Origin of the sequence: Bacillus sp. 37MA (assembly GCF_000372765.1) — a bacterium.
GTDB classification, from domain to species: domain Bacteria; phylum Bacillota; class Bacilli; order Bacillales; family Domibacillaceae; genus Domibacillus; species Domibacillus aminovorans.
Genome location: NZ_KB889752.1, coordinates 168,014 through 184,776, shown reverse-complemented (window position 1 = coordinate 184,776; position 16,763 = coordinate 168,014). Strand labels below are relative to the sequence as shown.

18 protein-coding genes are annotated in these 16,763 nt (G+C 37.3%); 4 read left to right on the top strand and 14 right to left on the bottom strand.

Features of this window, described 5'->3' with window-relative positions:
• Positions 1-239: 239 nt before the first annotated feature.
• From A3M5_RS0101075 to A3M5_RS0101055, 4 genes are all read right to left on the bottom strand, one after another.
• Positions 240-1,082, bottom strand: a complete 843-nt coding sequence (locus A3M5_RS0101075; protein ID WP_018391900.1) for an STAS domain-containing protein — start codon at positions 1,080-1,082, stop codon at positions 240-242.
• A gap of 344 nt (positions 1,083-1,426) precedes the next feature.
• Positions 1,427-1,669, bottom strand: coding sequence for a hypothetical protein (locus A3M5_RS25045; protein WP_155894647.1), 243 nt, complete (start codon positions 1,667-1,669; stop codon positions 1,427-1,429).
• 20 nt (positions 1,670-1,689) lie between these two features.
• Positions 1,690-2,040, bottom strand: a complete 351-nt coding sequence (locus A3M5_RS0101065; RefSeq protein ID WP_155894646.1) for a hypothetical protein — start codon at positions 2,038-2,040, stop codon at positions 1,690-1,692.
• A 167-nt stretch (positions 2,041-2,207) separates the two neighbouring features.
• A complete protein-coding gene (locus tag A3M5_RS0101055) occupies positions 2,208-2,711 on the bottom strand; it encodes a cupin domain-containing protein (protein ID WP_018391897.1) in 504 nt (167 codons plus the stop codon).
• A 180-nt stretch (positions 2,712-2,891) separates the two neighbouring features.
• Between A3M5_RS0101055 and A3M5_RS0101050 the strand changes: the two genes are divergently transcribed.
• Positions 2,892-3,206 (top strand): hypothetical protein, encoded by a 315-nt coding sequence (locus A3M5_RS0101050; RefSeq protein WP_018391896.1) that lies wholly within the window; start codon positions 2,892-2,894, stop codon positions 3,204-3,206.
• A gap of 174 nt (positions 3,207-3,380) precedes the next feature.
• On the opposite strand, the gene A3M5_RS0101045 is transcribed toward A3M5_RS0101050, so the two are convergent.
• The 3 genes from A3M5_RS0101045 to A3M5_RS0101035 form a co-directional block, all read right to left on the bottom strand.
• On the bottom strand, positions 3,381-3,695 hold the full coding sequence (locus A3M5_RS0101045) for a DUF3892 domain-containing protein (RefSeq protein WP_018391895.1): 315 nt from the start codon (positions 3,693-3,695) through the stop codon (positions 3,381-3,383).
• A 133-nt stretch (positions 3,696-3,828) separates the two neighbouring features.
• Positions 3,829-5,934: a metallophosphoesterase family protein gene (locus tag A3M5_RS0101040; RefSeq protein ID WP_018391894.1), complete on the bottom strand. Its 2,106-nt coding sequence runs from the start codon at positions 5,932-5,934 to the stop codon at positions 3,829-3,831.
• Positions 5,935-6,162: 228 nt separating this feature from the next.
• Entirely contained in the window at positions 6,163-6,939 is a 777-nt protein-coding gene (locus tag A3M5_RS0101035; RefSeq protein ID WP_018391893.1) for a class I SAM-dependent methyltransferase, read from the bottom strand.
• Between the two features lie 151 nt (positions 6,940-7,090).
• Between A3M5_RS0101035 and A3M5_RS0101030 the strand changes: the two genes are divergently transcribed.
• A complete protein-coding gene (locus A3M5_RS0101030; protein WP_018391892.1) occupies positions 7,091-7,966 on the top strand; it encodes a LysR family transcriptional regulator in 876 nt (291 codons plus the stop codon).
• A gap of 244 nt (positions 7,967-8,210) precedes the next feature.
• On the opposite strand, the gene yppF is transcribed toward A3M5_RS0101030, so the two are convergent.
• A complete protein-coding gene (gene yppF, locus A3M5_RS21940; RefSeq protein WP_018391891.1) occupies positions 8,211-8,447 on the bottom strand; it encodes a YppF family protein in 237 nt (78 codons plus the stop codon).
• 446 nt (positions 8,448-8,893) lie between these two features.
• Between yppF and A3M5_RS0101020 the strand changes: the two genes are divergently transcribed.
• Positions 8,894-9,637: an SDR family NAD(P)-dependent oxidoreductase gene (locus A3M5_RS0101020; protein WP_018391890.1), complete on the top strand. Its 744-nt coding sequence runs from the start codon at positions 8,894-8,896 to the stop codon at positions 9,635-9,637.
• Between the two features lie 198 nt (positions 9,638-9,835).
• On the opposite strand, the gene A3M5_RS21935 is transcribed toward A3M5_RS0101020, so the two are convergent.
• Positions 9,836-10,015, bottom strand: a complete 180-nt coding sequence (locus A3M5_RS21935) for a hypothetical protein (RefSeq protein ID WP_018391889.1) — start codon at positions 10,013-10,015, stop codon at positions 9,836-9,838.
• Positions 10,016-10,471: 456 nt separating this feature from the next.
• On the opposite strand from A3M5_RS21935, the gene A3M5_RS0101010 reads away from it, so the two are divergent.
• Positions 10,472-11,239 (top strand): SDR family oxidoreductase, encoded by a 768-nt coding sequence (locus A3M5_RS0101010; protein ID WP_018391888.1) that lies wholly within the window; start codon positions 10,472-10,474, stop codon positions 11,237-11,239.
• A gap of 470 nt (positions 11,240-11,709) precedes the next feature.
• On the opposite strand, the gene A3M5_RS0101005 is transcribed toward A3M5_RS0101010, so the two are convergent.
• From A3M5_RS0101005 to A3M5_RS0100975, 5 genes are all read right to left on the bottom strand, one after another.
• Positions 11,710-11,970, bottom strand: coding sequence for a hypothetical protein (locus A3M5_RS0101005; protein ID WP_018391887.1), 261 nt, complete (start codon positions 11,968-11,970; stop codon positions 11,710-11,712).
• 122 nt (positions 11,971-12,092) lie between these two features.
• Complete coding sequence (locus A3M5_RS0101000; protein WP_082193802.1) at positions 12,093-12,860, bottom strand: sulfite exporter TauE/SafE family protein; 768 nt, start codon at positions 12,858-12,860, stop codon at positions 12,093-12,095.
• 617 nt (positions 12,861-13,477) lie between these two features.
• On the bottom strand, positions 13,478-13,729 hold the full coding sequence (locus tag A3M5_RS0100985) for a hypothetical protein (protein ID WP_018391883.1): 252 nt from the start codon (positions 13,727-13,729) through the stop codon (positions 13,478-13,480).
• Between the two features lie 807 nt (positions 13,730-14,536).
• Positions 14,537-15,538, bottom strand: a complete 1,002-nt coding sequence (locus A3M5_RS0100980; RefSeq protein WP_018391882.1) for a hypothetical protein — start codon at positions 15,536-15,538, stop codon at positions 14,537-14,539.
• Positions 15,539-15,620: 82 nt separating this feature from the next.
• A complete protein-coding gene (locus A3M5_RS0100975) occupies positions 15,621-16,241 on the bottom strand; it encodes a GGDEF domain-containing protein (RefSeq protein ID WP_018391881.1) in 621 nt (206 codons plus the stop codon).
• Positions 16,242-16,763: the final 522 nt, after the last annotated feature.

The following is a 16,763-nucleotide window of genomic DNA, read 5'->3' as shown; positions in this document are numbered from 1 at the left end:
GATGTTGTTTCTTTTATCTGTCTACTAGGAGGGTATCATGAGTACTTCATCCGCGCTCACTTTCCTCAATTTTACTGGTCATTAGCGATACATGCAGCCAAAATACTGTAACACGATCCTTTAAATCCCCTTTTAAAACTGTGCTTAATCAAAGCCCATAGTGTGCAATCAGATAAATATATAAAAGCCCCAGCCGCAAATGCGCAACCAGAGCAAATTCTCTCATACATTATATGCAATTAAATTGTTACTGATATGTCCTTTAAGACCCTTTCCAAAGTAGAAGTCACTTGTACTTTATCAAAAGAGAGACCTAGCTGAATGACGGTTTGGGCGATCTCAGGCCGAATTCCAGAGAGAGTGGCTTTTACACCAATTAAACCTAAAGCATCATACAAGTGGAAAAGTTGTTGAGCCACCATCGTATCGATTGCGACCACTCCAGATAAATCGATAAAAAGACGATCTAAGTTTTTTCGAGCGCATTGTTTCAGCGTTTTTTCAAGTATAAATTTAGCCCGCACAGGATCAATATCCCCAACAAGTGGAAGCAGCCCTGTATTTTTATTAAGTACGATGATTGGAGAACTTAACTCGTTAATAAGTTCTTGCTGGTTTTGTAATCTCTTCAAGGCAGATTTATGATACTCTTCCATAAACCAAACAGTTACTCTATCCATTGTATCGATAATTCTTTTATGCCACGCATCTATCACTTTTTGAGAATATTCTCCTTCATGCAAAGACACAAATTCTTTTATTAAGTCGAGATAAAGATCGCGAATTCTATAATATTCCCTCAAGATTAAGTGTGTAGGCGTTGTTAAGTGACTTTCGTCTTGAGTGATCTTCCATATCCAATCCTCAAATTGCTTTAAACAAGTTGGTTCTTCTTTAAGAAACACTTGAAAAAATTGCATATGGAATTCTTTATTTTGCTCTTTTAGGATCTGGATCTCTTCCGGATTTGAAGAAGCATAAATCCCTGTCGAATTAACTTTGTCTAGTTTTTTATACCAATCCTCTGTTAATTGCTCTACTCTATTCACTAGAAATTTATAAACTTCTTCGCATGTTTGCATGTAGCTTCTGCCCCCTGATCTTTCTGAGAATATTTAACTTCTTTACCATCATTTTAACGTAACAAAGGGCTTGGTGAATAGGACTTTTCGCTTATTTCTTTCCATCTCTGACGCTCGATGAGATTGCCGTGTGTATTAACTATAATGAATGGTCGACCGGACGTGTACACAATGACAATGAATGGAGACAATAAAGACATTCTCCAAATGAGTTTGTTGGACGGGCCGGGTGGAATCTTGTTATTGACAATTTGCTCAAAAAGAAAACGAACCACCTTGATTATGAAGAATTATTACAGGAAATTAAATCTGATTTGAAAGAGGCCCCCGCTTTTAAACAAGAATCAATGAACCGCTGCCTGTGCGAAATCGGTATTCATTTTCCGGAATACATGGAAACGTGCATCGACATTGGCGAACGGATCGGACGATTGGATGACAAACTGGTGCCCAAAGGCTGCACTTCCACCTTTGCGCCTGAATGGATTGCTGCGGGTTTGAAGCGGATGAAAAAATAAAAAATGTACAAAAAAGGCTGCCCTTGTCATCACGGGCAGCCCTTTTTTGCCTGATTGATTCTTCTTCATTTTTCCCTTTCATCCAATGGTTAATATTCAAAATGAGTCCGGATTGTGTTCACCGGATCCACTGCGATGAATGTCCCTTTTTTGCCAGTGAGGTCAGTAGTCAAGGTCAAGGTTCGTCGGTCAGGTGAATATTCATAATATTCAATAGCAAGCGGATCAGCTGTTGTTTCTCCCTCAAGCTGAACGCGTAAGTCAAGATGTTCGCCGACTATGTATTTCGGCGGCAGCTGTTCAGGTACCGGTTCACTAAAGGTAATGTTAACGGCTTTAGCAGAATCGAATGTGACGAATTCAATGACAGGCGTGTACATATTCTTCATATGATACTCGATGGATTTATGCAGCAACATGGCAAAGTCACCGCGTTTCATGTCGATGTGCGTGCCAAAGTGAACGGCTACACGACAGCATCAGCGGGCGAACTAAATACACCAAAGACTAACCTGGCAACAGCTAAATCGGCAAAACGCTTCCATCTGTTCATGTTCATCGCCCTCCTTTTTAGGAATTCAATCACATATATGCAGATGTAGACGCTCTATTCTTTTTTCCATTTTTCCAGAAGCGGTCCACCGACCCCAAAAACTGGATCGGTTTCGGGAACGACGATCCGGTTAATTTCACCAAGTGACAGCGCCCGTTCGCCCGGACTCCTTTTTTTCAAATTCGGGCTCTTGCCTTCTGGATAAGCACCGACAACCGAAAAATCGGGACTGCTTTCTAATCGTTTATGCCCGGTCCCTGCGGGTAAAACGATGACATCACCAGCCTGTAATTCGAGCCGCTCACCTTTTTCTCCACCGATTAGCACAGTCGCCTGTCCAGTTTTTACACCGAGCACCTCATGCGTATTCGTATGATAATGATGGTAGTCAAACACCCCATTCACCCAGCTATTTGTCCACTGATGACGGTTGAATGTCGACTCGATTTCTTCCGGGTTCTCTTGAAAAATGCCTTCATACACGATAACCGGCAGTTCTGGATTATTTGGTATCTCCCCGTCGTCTTTACACATAAATAATTTTATATTGCTTTCCATTCAATCCGCTCCTTTTAAATGAGTTTATTTCTTTATACCCTGGAGCAGAATCGTTACATTACTTTTTATTTATGTATTTTCGAGCCAAATTTAGGAACATGATATTCTGTTTTATAGGGGATGCCTCTTTACAACAACTCAAACCATTGATACACCAATCTTTATAAAGGGAGTTTGAATATGATCCATCAATATAATAGCTGGAAACTTCTTTATTTTGACGAAATTGAAAATTTATTTTCAGATCGTTATGGGATTAATCTCACGAGTTCTACACCGAATCCTTTTTACACAAGGTCTAATGAATTCGCCTATGCACACATCTTTGGTAATCCATTGATGGCACTTGAAAAAATCAAATATGAAGTAAACAGTGCTGGCCGAGATGTTAAAAGTCCTGAAGATTTGATTTCCATTCCACCAAATTATATAAAAAATACTTTTATGCTCTATAACGATCATCCATTATTTCGTAAAAGAACTCGTTGGGATTGATAACGGCGAAGGCTATGACGGCGAGTTTCGTTTCACAGACTATGTTAAGCTAAAATAGATTAAGAGACTTTAGCCCGCCCGAATCATTCGGGCTTTTGCAGGCAGTTGATCCCCCACTTCTTCTTCTTTGAAGTCAGGAATTAACCGCCTGTTTATACGGGATAAAATGGTTGGCTAAAAGGTATTTAGATTATCCAAGTTATTTTCACGAATGCCATCTGGTTCACTTCGAATGATTTCCCGTCCGTACCGCTCGAACACATCCACATGAGCAAGCTTCCCTTCTTTCGCTTCACTCAGTGCTTCAAGATAATCAAGTTCTCTTCCGCTATCTGTTTTAAAGGCAATGATGTCTCCATCGCCATTTTTGCGGACAGCTATGATCTGTTCTTGATTGTCCGTTTGTTGATGAAAGCTTTCCTTGCGAGCATTGAACTGGCTTTGTTGTTTATACTGATCAAAGGCCTGTTCAAATCGATCTCGTGTCATCAGATCACCCCTTTCCCCGGTAGTTTGTACAAAACCGCTAATTTTGAAACCTTTGGCGATTAAACAACGAACCGTAGATGGCTGCCTCTTCTCTATTCAATCTTAACCTGCTCTACTTCTTATAGTGCATGATTTAGGAAAGATCCACACGATTAAAAGAAATTTCATTTTTCTCAAACACTTTATAGGTCAATAAGGTATTTTGAACAGATTCAGCGGAAATGATGAGCATTCCCAGGTTATTCTCTGTTTCGATAATCGATCCTTTGTTGGTTGATAAATAGGCCAGCGTTTCCTTCCAGTGACATGTTTCCGGACAGGGAGACTGTCGATCCTGATGAATAATGTTATATGCCGCGTCACAAAACCGGTTGATCTCTTTCTTTTTTCTTTTTAACGAATTGACCCAACTGACTGATTTCATCAGATTTCCCCATACACCGGAGAAACTTCCATTATGCATGGGACTGCTTGTAAATTGAACAATTTCTGCGGCAGCGCCATTCCTGGATTGAACGGTTGATTTTACCGAAGACGCATAGTGCACGTCGCCTGATAGAATAAAACAATGCCGCGGAAGCCATTCGAAAATCCAGTGGAGAAACGTACTAAACCCCTTCCCATTGTATTTCCAAGCTTCAAAATCAAACAATTGATGAACTGGTATCCCAACGGCCCGTAAAGGATAAACATACGAATGCATAACCGATTCGATCAAACCAAGCCCATACAAGGGTGTCGGAGAAACAATCGTGAGGGCCTCGCCGGTTTTCCATCCACTTTCCAGCAGGGATGCGGAAACAGATTGCCAAGCTTCTTGACTAATCAGCTGCGGGCTTTGGATGGTCTCGTGCACGATTCTTCCTGTTTTCGCGGGTTTTGGAGAAAAATCGTACGTCCTCTTCGTTCTCGTATCAAGGAAGAGCGTTTTTGGTTCGGTTGGGGCCACAAAATGCCAAGATGAATACGTCGTCAAACAATGAAGCCACTCTCGATAAGAAGCAGTCATCACATCGAATGTGTGAACGTACCCCTTGATTTTCTCCCTAAATGTCCCATCAAATATTTCAGGATCATTCCCCCATCCTTGAAAGGCCCAATAAGCTCCTAACCCATTCGCTACGACGTGCCTGCCTAAAGGCGAATTCTCAACATTTTCTTTCCATTCCCCGGAAAGGTTCCAATCGTCCGTTATGTCATGATCATCAAAAATCATATAGACGGGAATATTGGCAAGAAGCCGTCTGACACGCTTCAAAACAGCCAACGATTGCCTAAGGTCTTCTGATTGTTCCGCAAACCGCGCTTCATGCTGCCTTCGCTCCATCTGACGTTCCTTACGAAAACGGTTCTCCGGTGGGAAAGCAAAATGAATGTTTTCGTTCGCTAGTTCATCTTCAAAAGCAGGTAGCCCTCCTTTTTCTTGTATATACTCCCATAACTGCGGTCCCCAGGACAACATGTACATCGCCGCATACTCCGAAAATGACATAAGATGATTATGAGATTGAGCCGAAGTGAACTGGCAGAAGTGATCCATAATGAACTTTCTTCCGTGAATTTGATGGATCGACTGACGAAAAGGTTTCTTTTTCAGGCGCTTGTCTATTCTGTCCAAACGCTCTCTTGTTCCGACAAGCTGCTGGCCGATGGAGGTAATGAGTGGGAATAGTGGGTCCGCGACATCATCTGCATAAATTTGATCACCTAAAAGAAAAAGGGAATGAGGCCTGTTCATAACGTTAGGATAAGTTTCTTCGAGCAGCAGATCTGCGCTAGCTAAAGCATCATCGCCTTTTCCGTGAAATTTTCGGCACGAGCCGTACAACACTTTTGCCTGCTCTCCTTCTTCATGTATAAAAAAAGAAGGGTATTTGAGGCTCCCATACACAATGGAATCATCACCTGGCGTAAGCAAGCCGAAATGCCCTAAATCGACAGTCTCCGATTCACCGGTAAACAAAAGATTGTATCCTAGCAACACTTCTACAGGGAAGATACCTGAAACCGGCTTCAGTTTAATCATATAAATATACAAGTGTTCACCAAAGCGGATGCTCTCTGTTTCACTTTGATCGCTTAAAAGGCTATACGTATACGAATGATCCGGATTTTCCTGATGAATGCGAAACAACTCAGCCCCGATTTGAAAACGTCTGCTCGTGGCAACCCAAATATAAACGTTATGCCGATCGACCCTTCGTAAAATCGGCCCCGATACAATAACAGGAAGGTCCATTACGTACCATCCCCCTTCGTTAAAGAATTTCCTATAAGATATTCATAGGCTGGATGGTGTGTGAGTTAGCCGTTTCAATAGCGGTATGGTTTATGGATCTTTGGGGTATTAATTTCAAATTCCTTCCTGAACAACAAAGCAAGGGGCTGTCACATAAGCCCCTCTAAATAAAGAAAATATAAAGAAAATCCGGAGAGAAATTTCATTTCTCTCCGGATTTTTTCGTTGTTATTCTTTTATTCCAATTACACGAATCCTCTTGTAATCAGCTATCCAATTACCATCTTTATATAAAATTTCTTTTAAACTATTCTCAACTTTTTTCATGATATAGTCTTTTCTATCTTCGGCAATGCCTTCAAACATATGACTGCCGAACATCTCAATCCAGTTCATTAATCCATTCTCTCCGTGTAATTGTGTCGGTCGATCATAGTGCCCTGCAAAAATGACTCTAAATCCTACTTCTTCCATTAGAGAAGAATATTCACCAATGCTAGGATAATACCAAGGGAATTGTTCTATTTTATAACCAATTCCTTCTTTTTTAACTTGATGAATGATTTCATCCGTTATGGTTTGAACATTTCCATTACCACCAAATTCCGCAACAAATCTCCCATCTTGCTTTAAGCTCTTGTAAATGCACTGCAGTGCTTGTTTTGGCGGTTTTATCCAATGAAGTGCGGCATTAGAAAATACTGCATCAAATTCATTATCATATTCTAATGTTATGGCATCTTGTACTATAAAGCTAATATTAGGGTACTTACTCATTGCTTGCGTAACCATATTTTTAGATTTATCTACACCTTTAACATCCACTCCATTATCATACAATTTCTTTGCCAAATCTCCTGTTCCACAACCAAGATCAAGAATTTTTTCACCTTGTTTTGGCGCCAGTAACTCAATTAGATTGTCTCCATACTTCGAAACAAATGAATGTTTTGTATCATATAAATTTGCATTCCAATTATCCTTCTTGCTTTGGGTTTCCCCCATCTTTAATCGCTCCCTTGATCAATTATTTGTAAACACAAAACAATCTGTATATTCCTGTTAATGAGATTATAATTAATAGAACAAATAATAAATAGTAACAGAAATAGCGAAAATTAATAACCAACTGTTATTAATGAGGGAGATGATTTGTATGGATATTAAATGGATCAAAACGTTTATTGTTGCAGCTAAGTATGAAAATTTTCGAAAAACCTCAGAAGAACTTTTTCTCACTCAGCCTGCAATAACAAAACATATTAGAAGACTTGAAGAATACCTTAACATTCAGTTGTTTGAAAGAAGTGGAAAAAAGATTGTTCTTACATCAGCAGGTCATCATTTTCTTCCACATGCAAGAGAGATCATCACGGCATATGAACAAGGGGTAGACGAATTTGAATCGTGGAAACAAGGTTATAATCGCAGGTTAGTTATTGCAGCAGCACCACAAATTGCATCCTCTATCCTACCTTCAATATTACGAAGCTTTATAGATAAAAATCCCGATATAGAAGTTTTAATAAACGTACTTAAATCTTATGAAATAGGTGAGGAGATCGGTGCAGGAAGAGCAGACCTTGGATTAACAAGAGTAAAACCAATACAAACAAATATAAATTACCGTATTGTACACGAAGAGCCTGTTATTTTAGTGGGACCTAATCTTGATGAAAAGGAGAATACGTTTGAGGAACAGAGGATATTACAAAAATACAGGTTAATCACTTATAACCATCCGGATTATTGGGATAATCTTTTGAATGACATTAAGAGGAATTACCCAACTGTTCGAACAATGAAAGTTAATCAAATTGAAATAACAAAACGCTTCATAGAACATGGGCTTGGTATTTCGTATTTACCCTTTACCATGGTTAGGGAGGAAATAAGGATGAAAAAATTGTTAGAAGTAAAATCAGATAAAATCATTCTACCCACATCTTTAACTTATGTATTAACAAAAGTTGAAACAAACGAAGTAAGTACATTCATTGGATTTTTAAAAGAGGAAATTGCAAAGCTTTAGGCTATTTTTAAATTTCAACGAGTTCGTTTTTATTAATTGTTATAACATACTTACAAATTTTCAAACAAAAAAGAAACAGATTCCAGATCCCCCATTTGCATCCATTGCATTTAAATTTCTTCCTAAACAACAAAACAAGCGCCATCCTTGATCAATAAAGATTGACGCTTGTTTTTCATCTACTTTCAAATTGCAGCTTAATGAGAATAACTTTTTTGTCTGTTCTTATTTGATTTTGAATTGGTTAAATGGTAGAACTTAATGTGAATGTTTCAACATCAGCAGGTCTTGTTTTTCTAAAAAACGCACTTGGCTTTTTCGCTCCACGTTTGTCTAGTTCAAAAAAAAGTTTTTTGTAATCAACAATTGATAATTCCCCGTAAATATAACTTTTTTGAATATAATCCAGTAATTCATTAGCATGTAATGGGTTACGCTTTTTCACTAGTTCAAAACGATGTATCAAGTCTTCTAATAACATAGTCGTTCACTCATTTCATCTGGATTTTTTAAAACGTGTATGCGCTTTCAAGTAGTATAACATGCAAATTGTTTTGAATTTATTTTTTTGAAAATTCAAACTTACGACATTTTTCTACAGTAAATTCAATTTAATTCCAATTAAAGGTAAGAAGCATATTCAGCCTTCTTTTCTTTAATTGAAAAATGAATATGTGAAACGGTCGAAATAATTACCTTTTAGCAATCGATCTGACGACTGAAAATAAACTAACTATTAAGATAGGAAAGATATCACCCTACAAATGATGGAATCTTTTTTGTTTCTTGTACGTTCGATTCTTTTAACTTTTAAAATTCCGAAACATATCTAACTCAAATTTGGGTAATGTAAAGAGTAAAGCGAAGATGTTGACAATATGAAATGAATATTATCCTGTCTTAAATAACAAAAAAGGAGACGTCGACATGAAATTTCAAGATAAAGTAGTAATCGTCACAGGAGCAGCTAGTGGAATTGGGGACGCTACAGCACTTGAGTTTGTAAAAGAAGGAGCAAAAGTTGTTGTTGCTGATTTATCGGAAAAAGGAAAAGTATTTTCTGATGAACTGAATGCAAATGGCTATGATACGATTTTCGTAAAAGTAGATGCAGCAAATGAAGATGAGGTAAAAAATTTAGTTTCTGAAACTGTAAAAAAATATGGAAAATTAGATGTTATGTTAGCGAATGCAGGTATTAACATTGAAACAAATGTTCATGAATTAGATTTTGCTAAATGGAAAAAAGTAATCGATGTAAACTTAAAAAGTGTGTATCTTTCAAATAAATATGCAATCGAACAATTCCAAAAACAAGGAACTGGTGGAGCGATTGTTAATACTGGTTCCATTCACAGCCTTGTTGCAAGGGATGATCTTGCCGCTTACTCAGCTGCAATGGATTCATTGAAAACGCTTACACAAAAAGTAGCTGCTAGATACAGTAAAGATGGAATCCGTGCAAATGCCGTTTGTCCTATCTATATTCAAACACCGCTTATTAATACTTTATCACAAGGTGTCACTAATGGTTTAGTAGGCCTTCACCTAAGTAACCGTTTAGCTAATCCAGTGGAAGTAGCGAGGACTGTTCTATTCCTTGCTAGCGATGATGTTGCATTTATCTCAGGTGTAAGTTTACCAGTTGATGGTGGTTATATAGCTGTATAATTTGATTAGGTGAACTTTTTACGGATTGAATGATTGCCCTGCTCACTGAACTGAACCCGAATAGGGACTTTTTAAATTGTCCACTATTCGGGTTCAGTCCATCTTGCAAAAATAAAAAAGTGAGATACAGCAAAGATATGTATTCTGTTCGTTCAACAATCGGGTAAGATATCTATCTTTTATTTAATAATTCCTTTTTTAAAATCCCTGTATTTCTTCCTCTGTCGGTTGATCCCCTAGTTCTTTTAAGCTTTCGATGTAAGTGTCAAGATCTTTGTTCGTTGCACTGATATTTTCTTCAGTAAAAAAATCGCCATCTTCATCCTCCTCTACCCATTGGACTATTGGTTTGTTTTTTCTTAATTCATCAAAAGTCATACTATCCTCCAAAACGATTTTTTATTTTGCTCATTTTTTTCTTTTATTTATTCAACTTCTCCATAAAGATAACCTGTCGTATCAGTTAATAAGTAAATCAGAAATGTTTATAGCAAAGATAAAAGAAAGTGGCTTATGAAACAGCCCCTTTTCATTTTAAAAAATAGCAATAAATAATAATAAATGAAAACAAATTATAATAAACTAATCATAAACGAAAATATATATTGAAAAAACAATAAAAAAAGTATTATAATGAAAATAGTTAATCGTAAATCAATATTTTAGATTCCTTAAATATCGATATTATATTTACTTCAGCAAATGGATTTTTTCTAAAAAATGAGTTAGAAGATTTTGATTTATGTGAGGTAGAATTGGATTTTTCTTTGGCACTATATTTTTAATTACAATGAAAGCGCGAACAAAATGTACTAATAGAAAGGAAGACGATTTATGAGTTTTCAAGGGTACGATAAGAACTTCAATATTACAGACAAAGTAGCTATTGTAACAGGTGGAGCAAGTGGAATTGGAAAAGCCGTGTCAGAATTATACTTAGAAAAAGGGGCAAAAGTTGCTATTTTTGACCTAAAAGATGGTGTAAAAGATGTAGCTAAGGAATTGAGTGCAGAAAATGCCATCGGTGTACAATGTGACGTTACCAATAATGAAAGTATGGACAGTGCTATCAAGAAAGTTAAAGAGCACTTTGGCAAGATTGATATTCTAGTAAACTGTGCTGGTCTTGTATTACTCGATGATGCAGAAAATATTTCTGATGATTACTGGCAAAAAACGATGGATCTTAACTTAACTGGATCATTTAAAATGTGCCAGAAAGTCGGCAGTGTAATGATTGAGCAAGGTAATGGCGGAAACATTATCAACTTAGCTTCTCAGGCAGCACTTATTGCATTAGATAATCACGTGGCTTATGCTGCAAGTAAAGCTGGGATTCTTGGAATGACTAAAGTACTTGCTTATGAATGGGCTCAATTCGACATTAAAGTAAACGCGATCTCACCTACTGTTATTTTAACTGAATTAGGTGAAAAGGCTTGGGCTGGAGAAAAAGGAGAAAAAGCGAAAAAAGAAATTCCACTTGGACGCTTTGGATATCCTGAAGAAGTTGCAGCTATTGCCTTATTCTTGGCTTGCGATGCAACAAACTTAATGACAGGTGAAAATATTGTACTTGATGGAGGAAATACAATTAAATAGTAGGAAATAAAATCCATCTATTTTAGAGGTATAGCATTTATTGCTGTACCTTTTTTTCTATGTTATATGCCCTGATAATAGATCCGTTCCCTCCATTTCTCTAAAGCGTTTCTGTCATACTTGATTTGGCACCGGGTGCTGCTCATACGTCTTTCTATCCTCAATAAATCCCTGTGCAGTAAATTTCAACAAAAAAACCACCTCACATTTTTCGCGAGATGGCTACTGTAAAACCTATATACGATAACACTCTGTTTATGTCCCGTCGCTTCCCTTTGTAACGTTTAAGTGCAATCAAAATCAGTTTAATCTATCTCTATCACCTGTGACCACTGTGGACATAAAAAAGAAGGCGGACTATATTTAATCCCTCTTACGTCAAATTGATGTGATAACTGCGAACACTTGTAAGCGTCTTCTTTTTGTTTTATCGCTTTGTCTCTTGTTCTATAAACCATATAACACGTGAATCAAATAACCTCTATTTTATCAATTTGGAAACGGTCATTCTCATTAGATTTCATGGTCACTTTATATTTAGTTTTTGAATACGAAAAGGTGAAGTATTCATCATCGTATCCTTCCACATTCTCCATTGGAATCCCGTTTGATATAAGAGTGTAAACACCATGTTCAGCCGTGTTAAATTCGAGAACTTTAGAGTCGTTTAGAGCAGATAGGATGCTCTCCATTTGCTGTTTCTCATTTTTGATATCTTCAGTACTAGACATTGTAAGTCCTCCTACTATTTTTAAATCCAATTATATCAGTAGATACTACCTTTTGATACATATAAAAACAATGTTTTTTAAATAACCGAGTTGCGAAAACGATCTACTACTTATAAGAACTCTTAAATATTTTTGTAAATATCCATTAATACCGTAATTATAATTGTAAGCAAGATTACATTCATTCCATAACGTAAGACACGATCAGAAAAGAATTTGCTAAAGGTTGGTCCGACATAGCCACCAATCATCCCGCCAATTGCAACAATAAGGGAAACTTCCCAGTTCATCATCCCTATAAAAGATTTTCCAATGATCCCAAAAAGGGCAATCATCGCTCCAGCAAACGTTGTGGTGCCGATTGTCTTCCGAATCGAAAAACGCAATACATAGACCATGTATGGCATAAACAGAACCATACCTCCAATTCCAATAATTCCAGTAGTCATGCCTAAAAAAAATATAATAACAATGCCTATCACAAAAAAAATAGTTTTAGGTACTTGTTCATTTTTTTCTTTAATTGGTATTAAATTAAAAACCAACGACAAAACAGCAATGGAACCAAATAAGGTTAGAATGAATAAGTGGTTTATATTCTTCGAAATATAACTCCCTGAGATAAATGATCCAACAGAACCACTTATTGCAAGTATAAGAGCATAACGGTATGGTATTAGCTTGGCATTATGATACCGTATAGAAGCTGTTGCAGTAGAGAAAAAGGTGAGTGCAAGTGTTGCTGATGTAATAGTTTGAATAGAAAAATACTTCCCTGTAATCAAAGGAAATACATATAAAAGCAAAGGAGTCATCATCATGGAGCTTCCTGCCCCCAGTATGCTAGCAAGAATTCCACATAAAACTCCGAAAACCACTAATATGAGCATAAAAATCTCCTTTCTTCAATAAACAATCAACTAACCTGCCCTTTAGCCATCCATGAATGCGTGCTTCACCACTTACATGATAGTTAGTTAATAAGAAACTTAAAATTAAATAGTTTTTAGCTTACCTTATCCCGAATATTGACTCAAATCCACTTTTACTATTATCGAGTAGACTTTACCACTAGCCTACCATTAGTTGCAACAACAAGAATGTTTAATCAATTTTTAAATTGATAAAAAACCTTTCATGAACTTGCTGTCATTAATTAAACGCATAGCTGACAAATTTACCCCCTCATCCTAAGAATTTTAGGCGTTCTGAAGGTAATAGAAAAACATTCTATCCAAGATACTTTATTGAGGTGGATAGCTCAGCTTTCTTTTGGATCTGAAAAATATGCCGTACGAGTAGAAGCGGAAGGAAAACGTTTAGGAAACCAATGTAGGGAAGGTATTTCTTTGCAAGTAATACAACGATGAACATTTACAGTCATTATTTAAAGGAGGCTTATGAGCGGGCCGCAGCTAAACTTGACTCTCTTTTTTCTCCATTTAAACAAGCAAATGATAAAAAAGCCTAAAAAAGCACCGCTATATACGGTGCTTCCAGTTCATCATTAGCATCCACTTTTTTTTCCACAACAACAGCCCCACGCTCTCTTGAATATACATATTCCAAAGAGAAGAACAGCAAGGAAGCCAAGTATTGCAATAATGAAGTGTAAAACAGTACCAACAATTCCCAGGTTAAGGAATGTAAACAAAGAAGTAAGTACCCCCAATGTTGTTGCTAGTAGCAACCATACCACACCCGTTAAAAATCCAAGGAAAAGCTCAAAAAGGCTACATGTAGAATGACCATTACTCATAGATGTTCACCCCCTTTCAAAAGGAATGTTGTTCAACAATATAGTATGCGGATGCTTGAGAGTTTGTTTAAGAAAAACACAAAAAAAGGCTCTAATTAAAAGATGCCTGGCATGCCCCAAAATTTCTTGTTTTAACGATTGTGTTCCACGGGGTTGTTCGATATGAACTATAGTATTTTTTACTTACTTTCATTAATTTCACCACCCATTTACCACTCAATTGGTAAAAACACACAAAAAAACACCACTCCCGAAGAAGTGGTGTTTTCATAGAGAAACCGTGTTCCTGACGCTCTCTCAAGGGTTTTAGCCCCCAATGATTCCTACTGGGTTCGAACCAGCGACCCCTACCCTTTCAAGATGGTGCCTTCATTCTGAGTAGGTCTGTTTTCCCTTTTGAAAATCAGTTACTTCAAGGCATTAGACACTTAAATACTCACACCCTCTGAAAAACTGTTAAGGTAAAAATTTAAATTCGTTGACCGAATTTTTGACCAATAAAATCTCATTATTATAATTTTTAGATGTCTTAATCTACAGAATTATAAGATAATAATGATCACAAAAATTAGTGGGCTTATAATGGCATGATACAAACAATAAAATAATCTCTAATCTTAAATATCTTAATTAGAATAGAGGATTTTGTTATTTTCAAATAAATTGTTGTTTTCCACAGTATCTGTATGGAATGCAACTATTCTCTTTTTGGAAATCCGAACTTCATATTGAACAATATGGTAAACAACAGTCCCTTGTCTTGTTGAAAAGGATATGGCCATAGGGAAAAGCAAAAAGAAATTGTCTCTATGTTGTTGAGATATCTTCTTTATGACTTTCTTTCATTATTTCGTAAAGCTGCCATTCAAAAAAATGAACCAACTTAAGCCTTTTCTCATCAATCAGCTTATATACGTATGTTTCTACTACTTTAGCATATTGATCCTTTTTAATCAGTCGGAAATATTCAGCTAGGTACAGATAGACTTCAAGCGATTCTTCTTCTACAGCCGGAAAACGGGTTGTACGAATATACCGCACTGGAATCTTTCCCCTTTTATCCCATTCACTCAAAATCCATGTTTGAAAAGCGAGTGACGGCTGCCCTATCCGCTGCCGGTTGATAGCGATTCGAAGCTGTTCCTCCATATAAATATCGTATCCCCATTTATACTGTTGACTTTCTAAATCATAAAATTCCGGAAAAAAAACGCCATATTCTTTTGCATTCATCAGCACTTCTTCTGTTTGGCCTGTCTGATTCAACAGTGTAAACAAGTCTGGTACCAGTTCGCTTAATGTCACGCGTTTAGCTGGCTCATTGAAAGCCCAGTCGGTGTAATCCGTATAAACACCTTGAATTTGCTGCGTTTTGTTTATCGTTGAAGCGAGTTTATCGGCCAGTTCTTTATAATCCGGCCTGTCAAATTGGTCTGCCGCTTTATAGAGCGCCTTGATAATCCGGATATCGTCCGCCAGTCCATTTGCCGATGTCTCTTCCTTTATCGTCCAGCGAATAAACAGGTCTTCCCCCTTTTGCACAATAAAAAAGCGTTTTAAACGATCTACCTGCCGGTCAAATTCCATTTCATTGTTTTTAAGCAACCATGTGTGGGTATCCAGCAGCGTATTCATATAATAGCCAAGATCGCGCGATAAAGAAAGATTTTCCTCTGTAGTCCCGTCTTCAAACTCTTCCTCTTTTACTTCATTCACTCCCGCGATATCGTCCTCATTGGATTGAGGAGAAAAATAAATAAGCGCGAATAAAAGAAGCAATGTTAGAAGCACGGTTTTTTTCAGATTCATAAACAAGATCCTTTCTATGCATACAAACGAAAAATCTTACTGCTGACAATGATGTGCCCATAAAGGTCAACACAATCTTCTTTTATTCATCCATACCGGGCCGAAATACACGGCACCGATTTTCGACAGAAGACTTTGCTCTATACATGGCTTTATCCGCATAATAAATTAGTTTCTCAGCATCGATGCTTTGATCCGGATAGAGGCTCACGCCTATACTTGCACTGACAAGAATCCGGTTTTGATCCATCTGAAACGGCGTGTCGAAAACCGCTGTCACCCGCTCCATTTTCTCTTTCAGATTATCCGCCAATTCAATCAGCAGCATAAATTCGTCGCCGCTTAAGTGAAAAGCCTGGATATGATGTTCCGAAAGCGCAGCTAGGCGATTAGACATCTCTATTAAAAATTCGTCTCCCGCATAATGCCCGAACATATCGTTGATTTCTTTAAACTGGTCAATATCAATAAGAACAACAGCCAGTTTTGTTTGCTGCTGATGCGCTCGCGCCATATACGATTCCATTGACATGTGAAGCATCCGCCGATTAGGCAAATCCGTCAATTCGTGATGAAGGGCAAGATATTTCCATTTCCCCATTGCCTCTATTTGCTCTCCTGTTGCTTCAAATGAATAACAGCTGTAGTCTGCCATACGATTTTCTTCCCCCATCGATTTTCCACATTTTGTTTTTTTTCTCATTTTTTAAAAAACCTCTTATCTTCTGCTTTTTTTCTCTTACAATAGTCTTATTAACGAAAATCAAGGAGAATACTCACTATGATCCGGGCTATTATCATAGACGATGAACTGTTGTCTTTGCAGGTAATGAAAAACGAATAGCCGATTTTAATATTGATAGTGTCGGTATATATTCAGGTGCGAAATCGCTGCTGCCGATATAAAAAATATTTCGTTTAATACCGCTTTTCTTGATATTCATATGCCGGGTATTAAAGGGCTTGATTCTCCCGCGCCCGGGTCATATACAAATCCATTTACAAGTTCAGCATTCTCCGATTTGGCAATCGAGTTAATTCGTAATGGCAGGCAAGGTACTTCCGTTTTCCCATTGTCGCCTGCCGAGCAGCCTCCGTTTTAAATGAACAAAAGCTGTAATTTTCCAAGTTCATTCGCGCCCGCTTTTCCCTCTTGATTCATGGTTCGAGTATAGTAAAAAAATCTTAAAAAATTCTTAAATACAGTCTGCAACAAGTTTTATAT

Excerpts from the sequence above, each read along its gene's own strand:
- A3M5_RS0101075 (WP_018391900.1), bottom strand. The coding sequence starts at position 1,082 with ATGCAAACATGCGAAGAAGTTTATAAATTTCTAGTGAATAGAGTAGAG.
- A3M5_RS25045 (WP_155894647.1), bottom strand. The coding sequence starts at position 1,669 with ATGAAGAAGAATCAATCAGGCAAAAAAGGGCTGCCCGTGATGACAAGG.
- A3M5_RS0101065 (WP_155894646.1), bottom strand. The coding sequence starts at position 2,040 with ATGAAACGCGGTGACTTTGCCATGTTGCTGCATAAATCCATCGAGTAT.
- A3M5_RS0101055 (WP_018391897.1), bottom strand. The coding sequence starts at position 2,711 with ATGGAAAGCAATATAAAATTATTTATGTGTAAAGACGACGGGGAGATA.
- A3M5_RS0101050 (WP_018391896.1), top strand. The coding sequence starts at position 2,892 with ATGATCCATCAATATAATAGCTGGAAACTTCTTTATTTTGACGAAATT.
- A3M5_RS0101045 (WP_018391895.1), bottom strand. The coding sequence starts at position 3,695 with ATGACACGAGATCGATTTGAACAGGCCTTTGATCAGTATAAACAACAA.
- A3M5_RS0101040 (WP_018391894.1), bottom strand. The coding sequence starts at position 5,934 with ATGGACCTTCCTGTTATTGTATCGGGGCCGATTTTACGAAGGGTCGAT.
- A3M5_RS0101035 (WP_018391893.1), bottom strand. The coding sequence starts at position 6,939 with ATGGGGGAAACCCAAAGCAAGAAGGATAATTGGAATGCAAATTTATAT.
- A3M5_RS0101030 (WP_018391892.1), top strand. The coding sequence starts at position 7,091 with ATGGATATTAAATGGATCAAAACGTTTATTGTTGCAGCTAAGTATGAA.
- yppF (WP_018391891.1), bottom strand. The coding sequence starts at position 8,447 with ATGTTATTAGAAGACTTGATACATCGTTTTGAACTAGTGAAAAAGCGT.
- A3M5_RS0101020 (WP_018391890.1), top strand. The coding sequence starts at position 8,894 with ATGAAATTTCAAGATAAAGTAGTAATCGTCACAGGAGCAGCTAGTGGA.
- A3M5_RS21935 (WP_018391889.1), bottom strand. The coding sequence starts at position 10,015 with ATGACTTTTGATGAATTAAGAAAAAACAAACCAATAGTCCAATGGGTA.
- A3M5_RS0101010 (WP_018391888.1), top strand. The coding sequence starts at position 10,472 with ATGAGTTTTCAAGGGTACGATAAGAACTTCAATATTACAGACAAAGTA.
- A3M5_RS0101005 (WP_018391887.1), bottom strand. The coding sequence starts at position 11,970 with ATGTCTAGTACTGAAGATATCAAAAATGAGAAACAGCAAATGGAGAGC.
- A3M5_RS0101000 (WP_082193802.1), bottom strand. The coding sequence starts at position 12,860 with ATGCTCATATTAGTGGTTTTCGGAGTTTTATGTGGAATTCTTGCTAGC.
- A3M5_RS0100985 (WP_018391883.1), bottom strand. The coding sequence starts at position 13,729 with ATGAGTAATGGTCATTCTACATGTAGCCTTTTTGAGCTTTTCCTTGGA.
- A3M5_RS0100980 (WP_018391882.1), bottom strand. The coding sequence starts at position 15,538 with ATGAATCTGAAAAAAACCGTGCTTCTAACATTGCTTCTTTTATTCGCG.
- A3M5_RS0100975 (WP_018391881.1), bottom strand. The coding sequence starts at position 16,241 with ATGAGAAAAAAAACAAAATGTGGAAAATCGATGGGGGAAGAAAATCGT.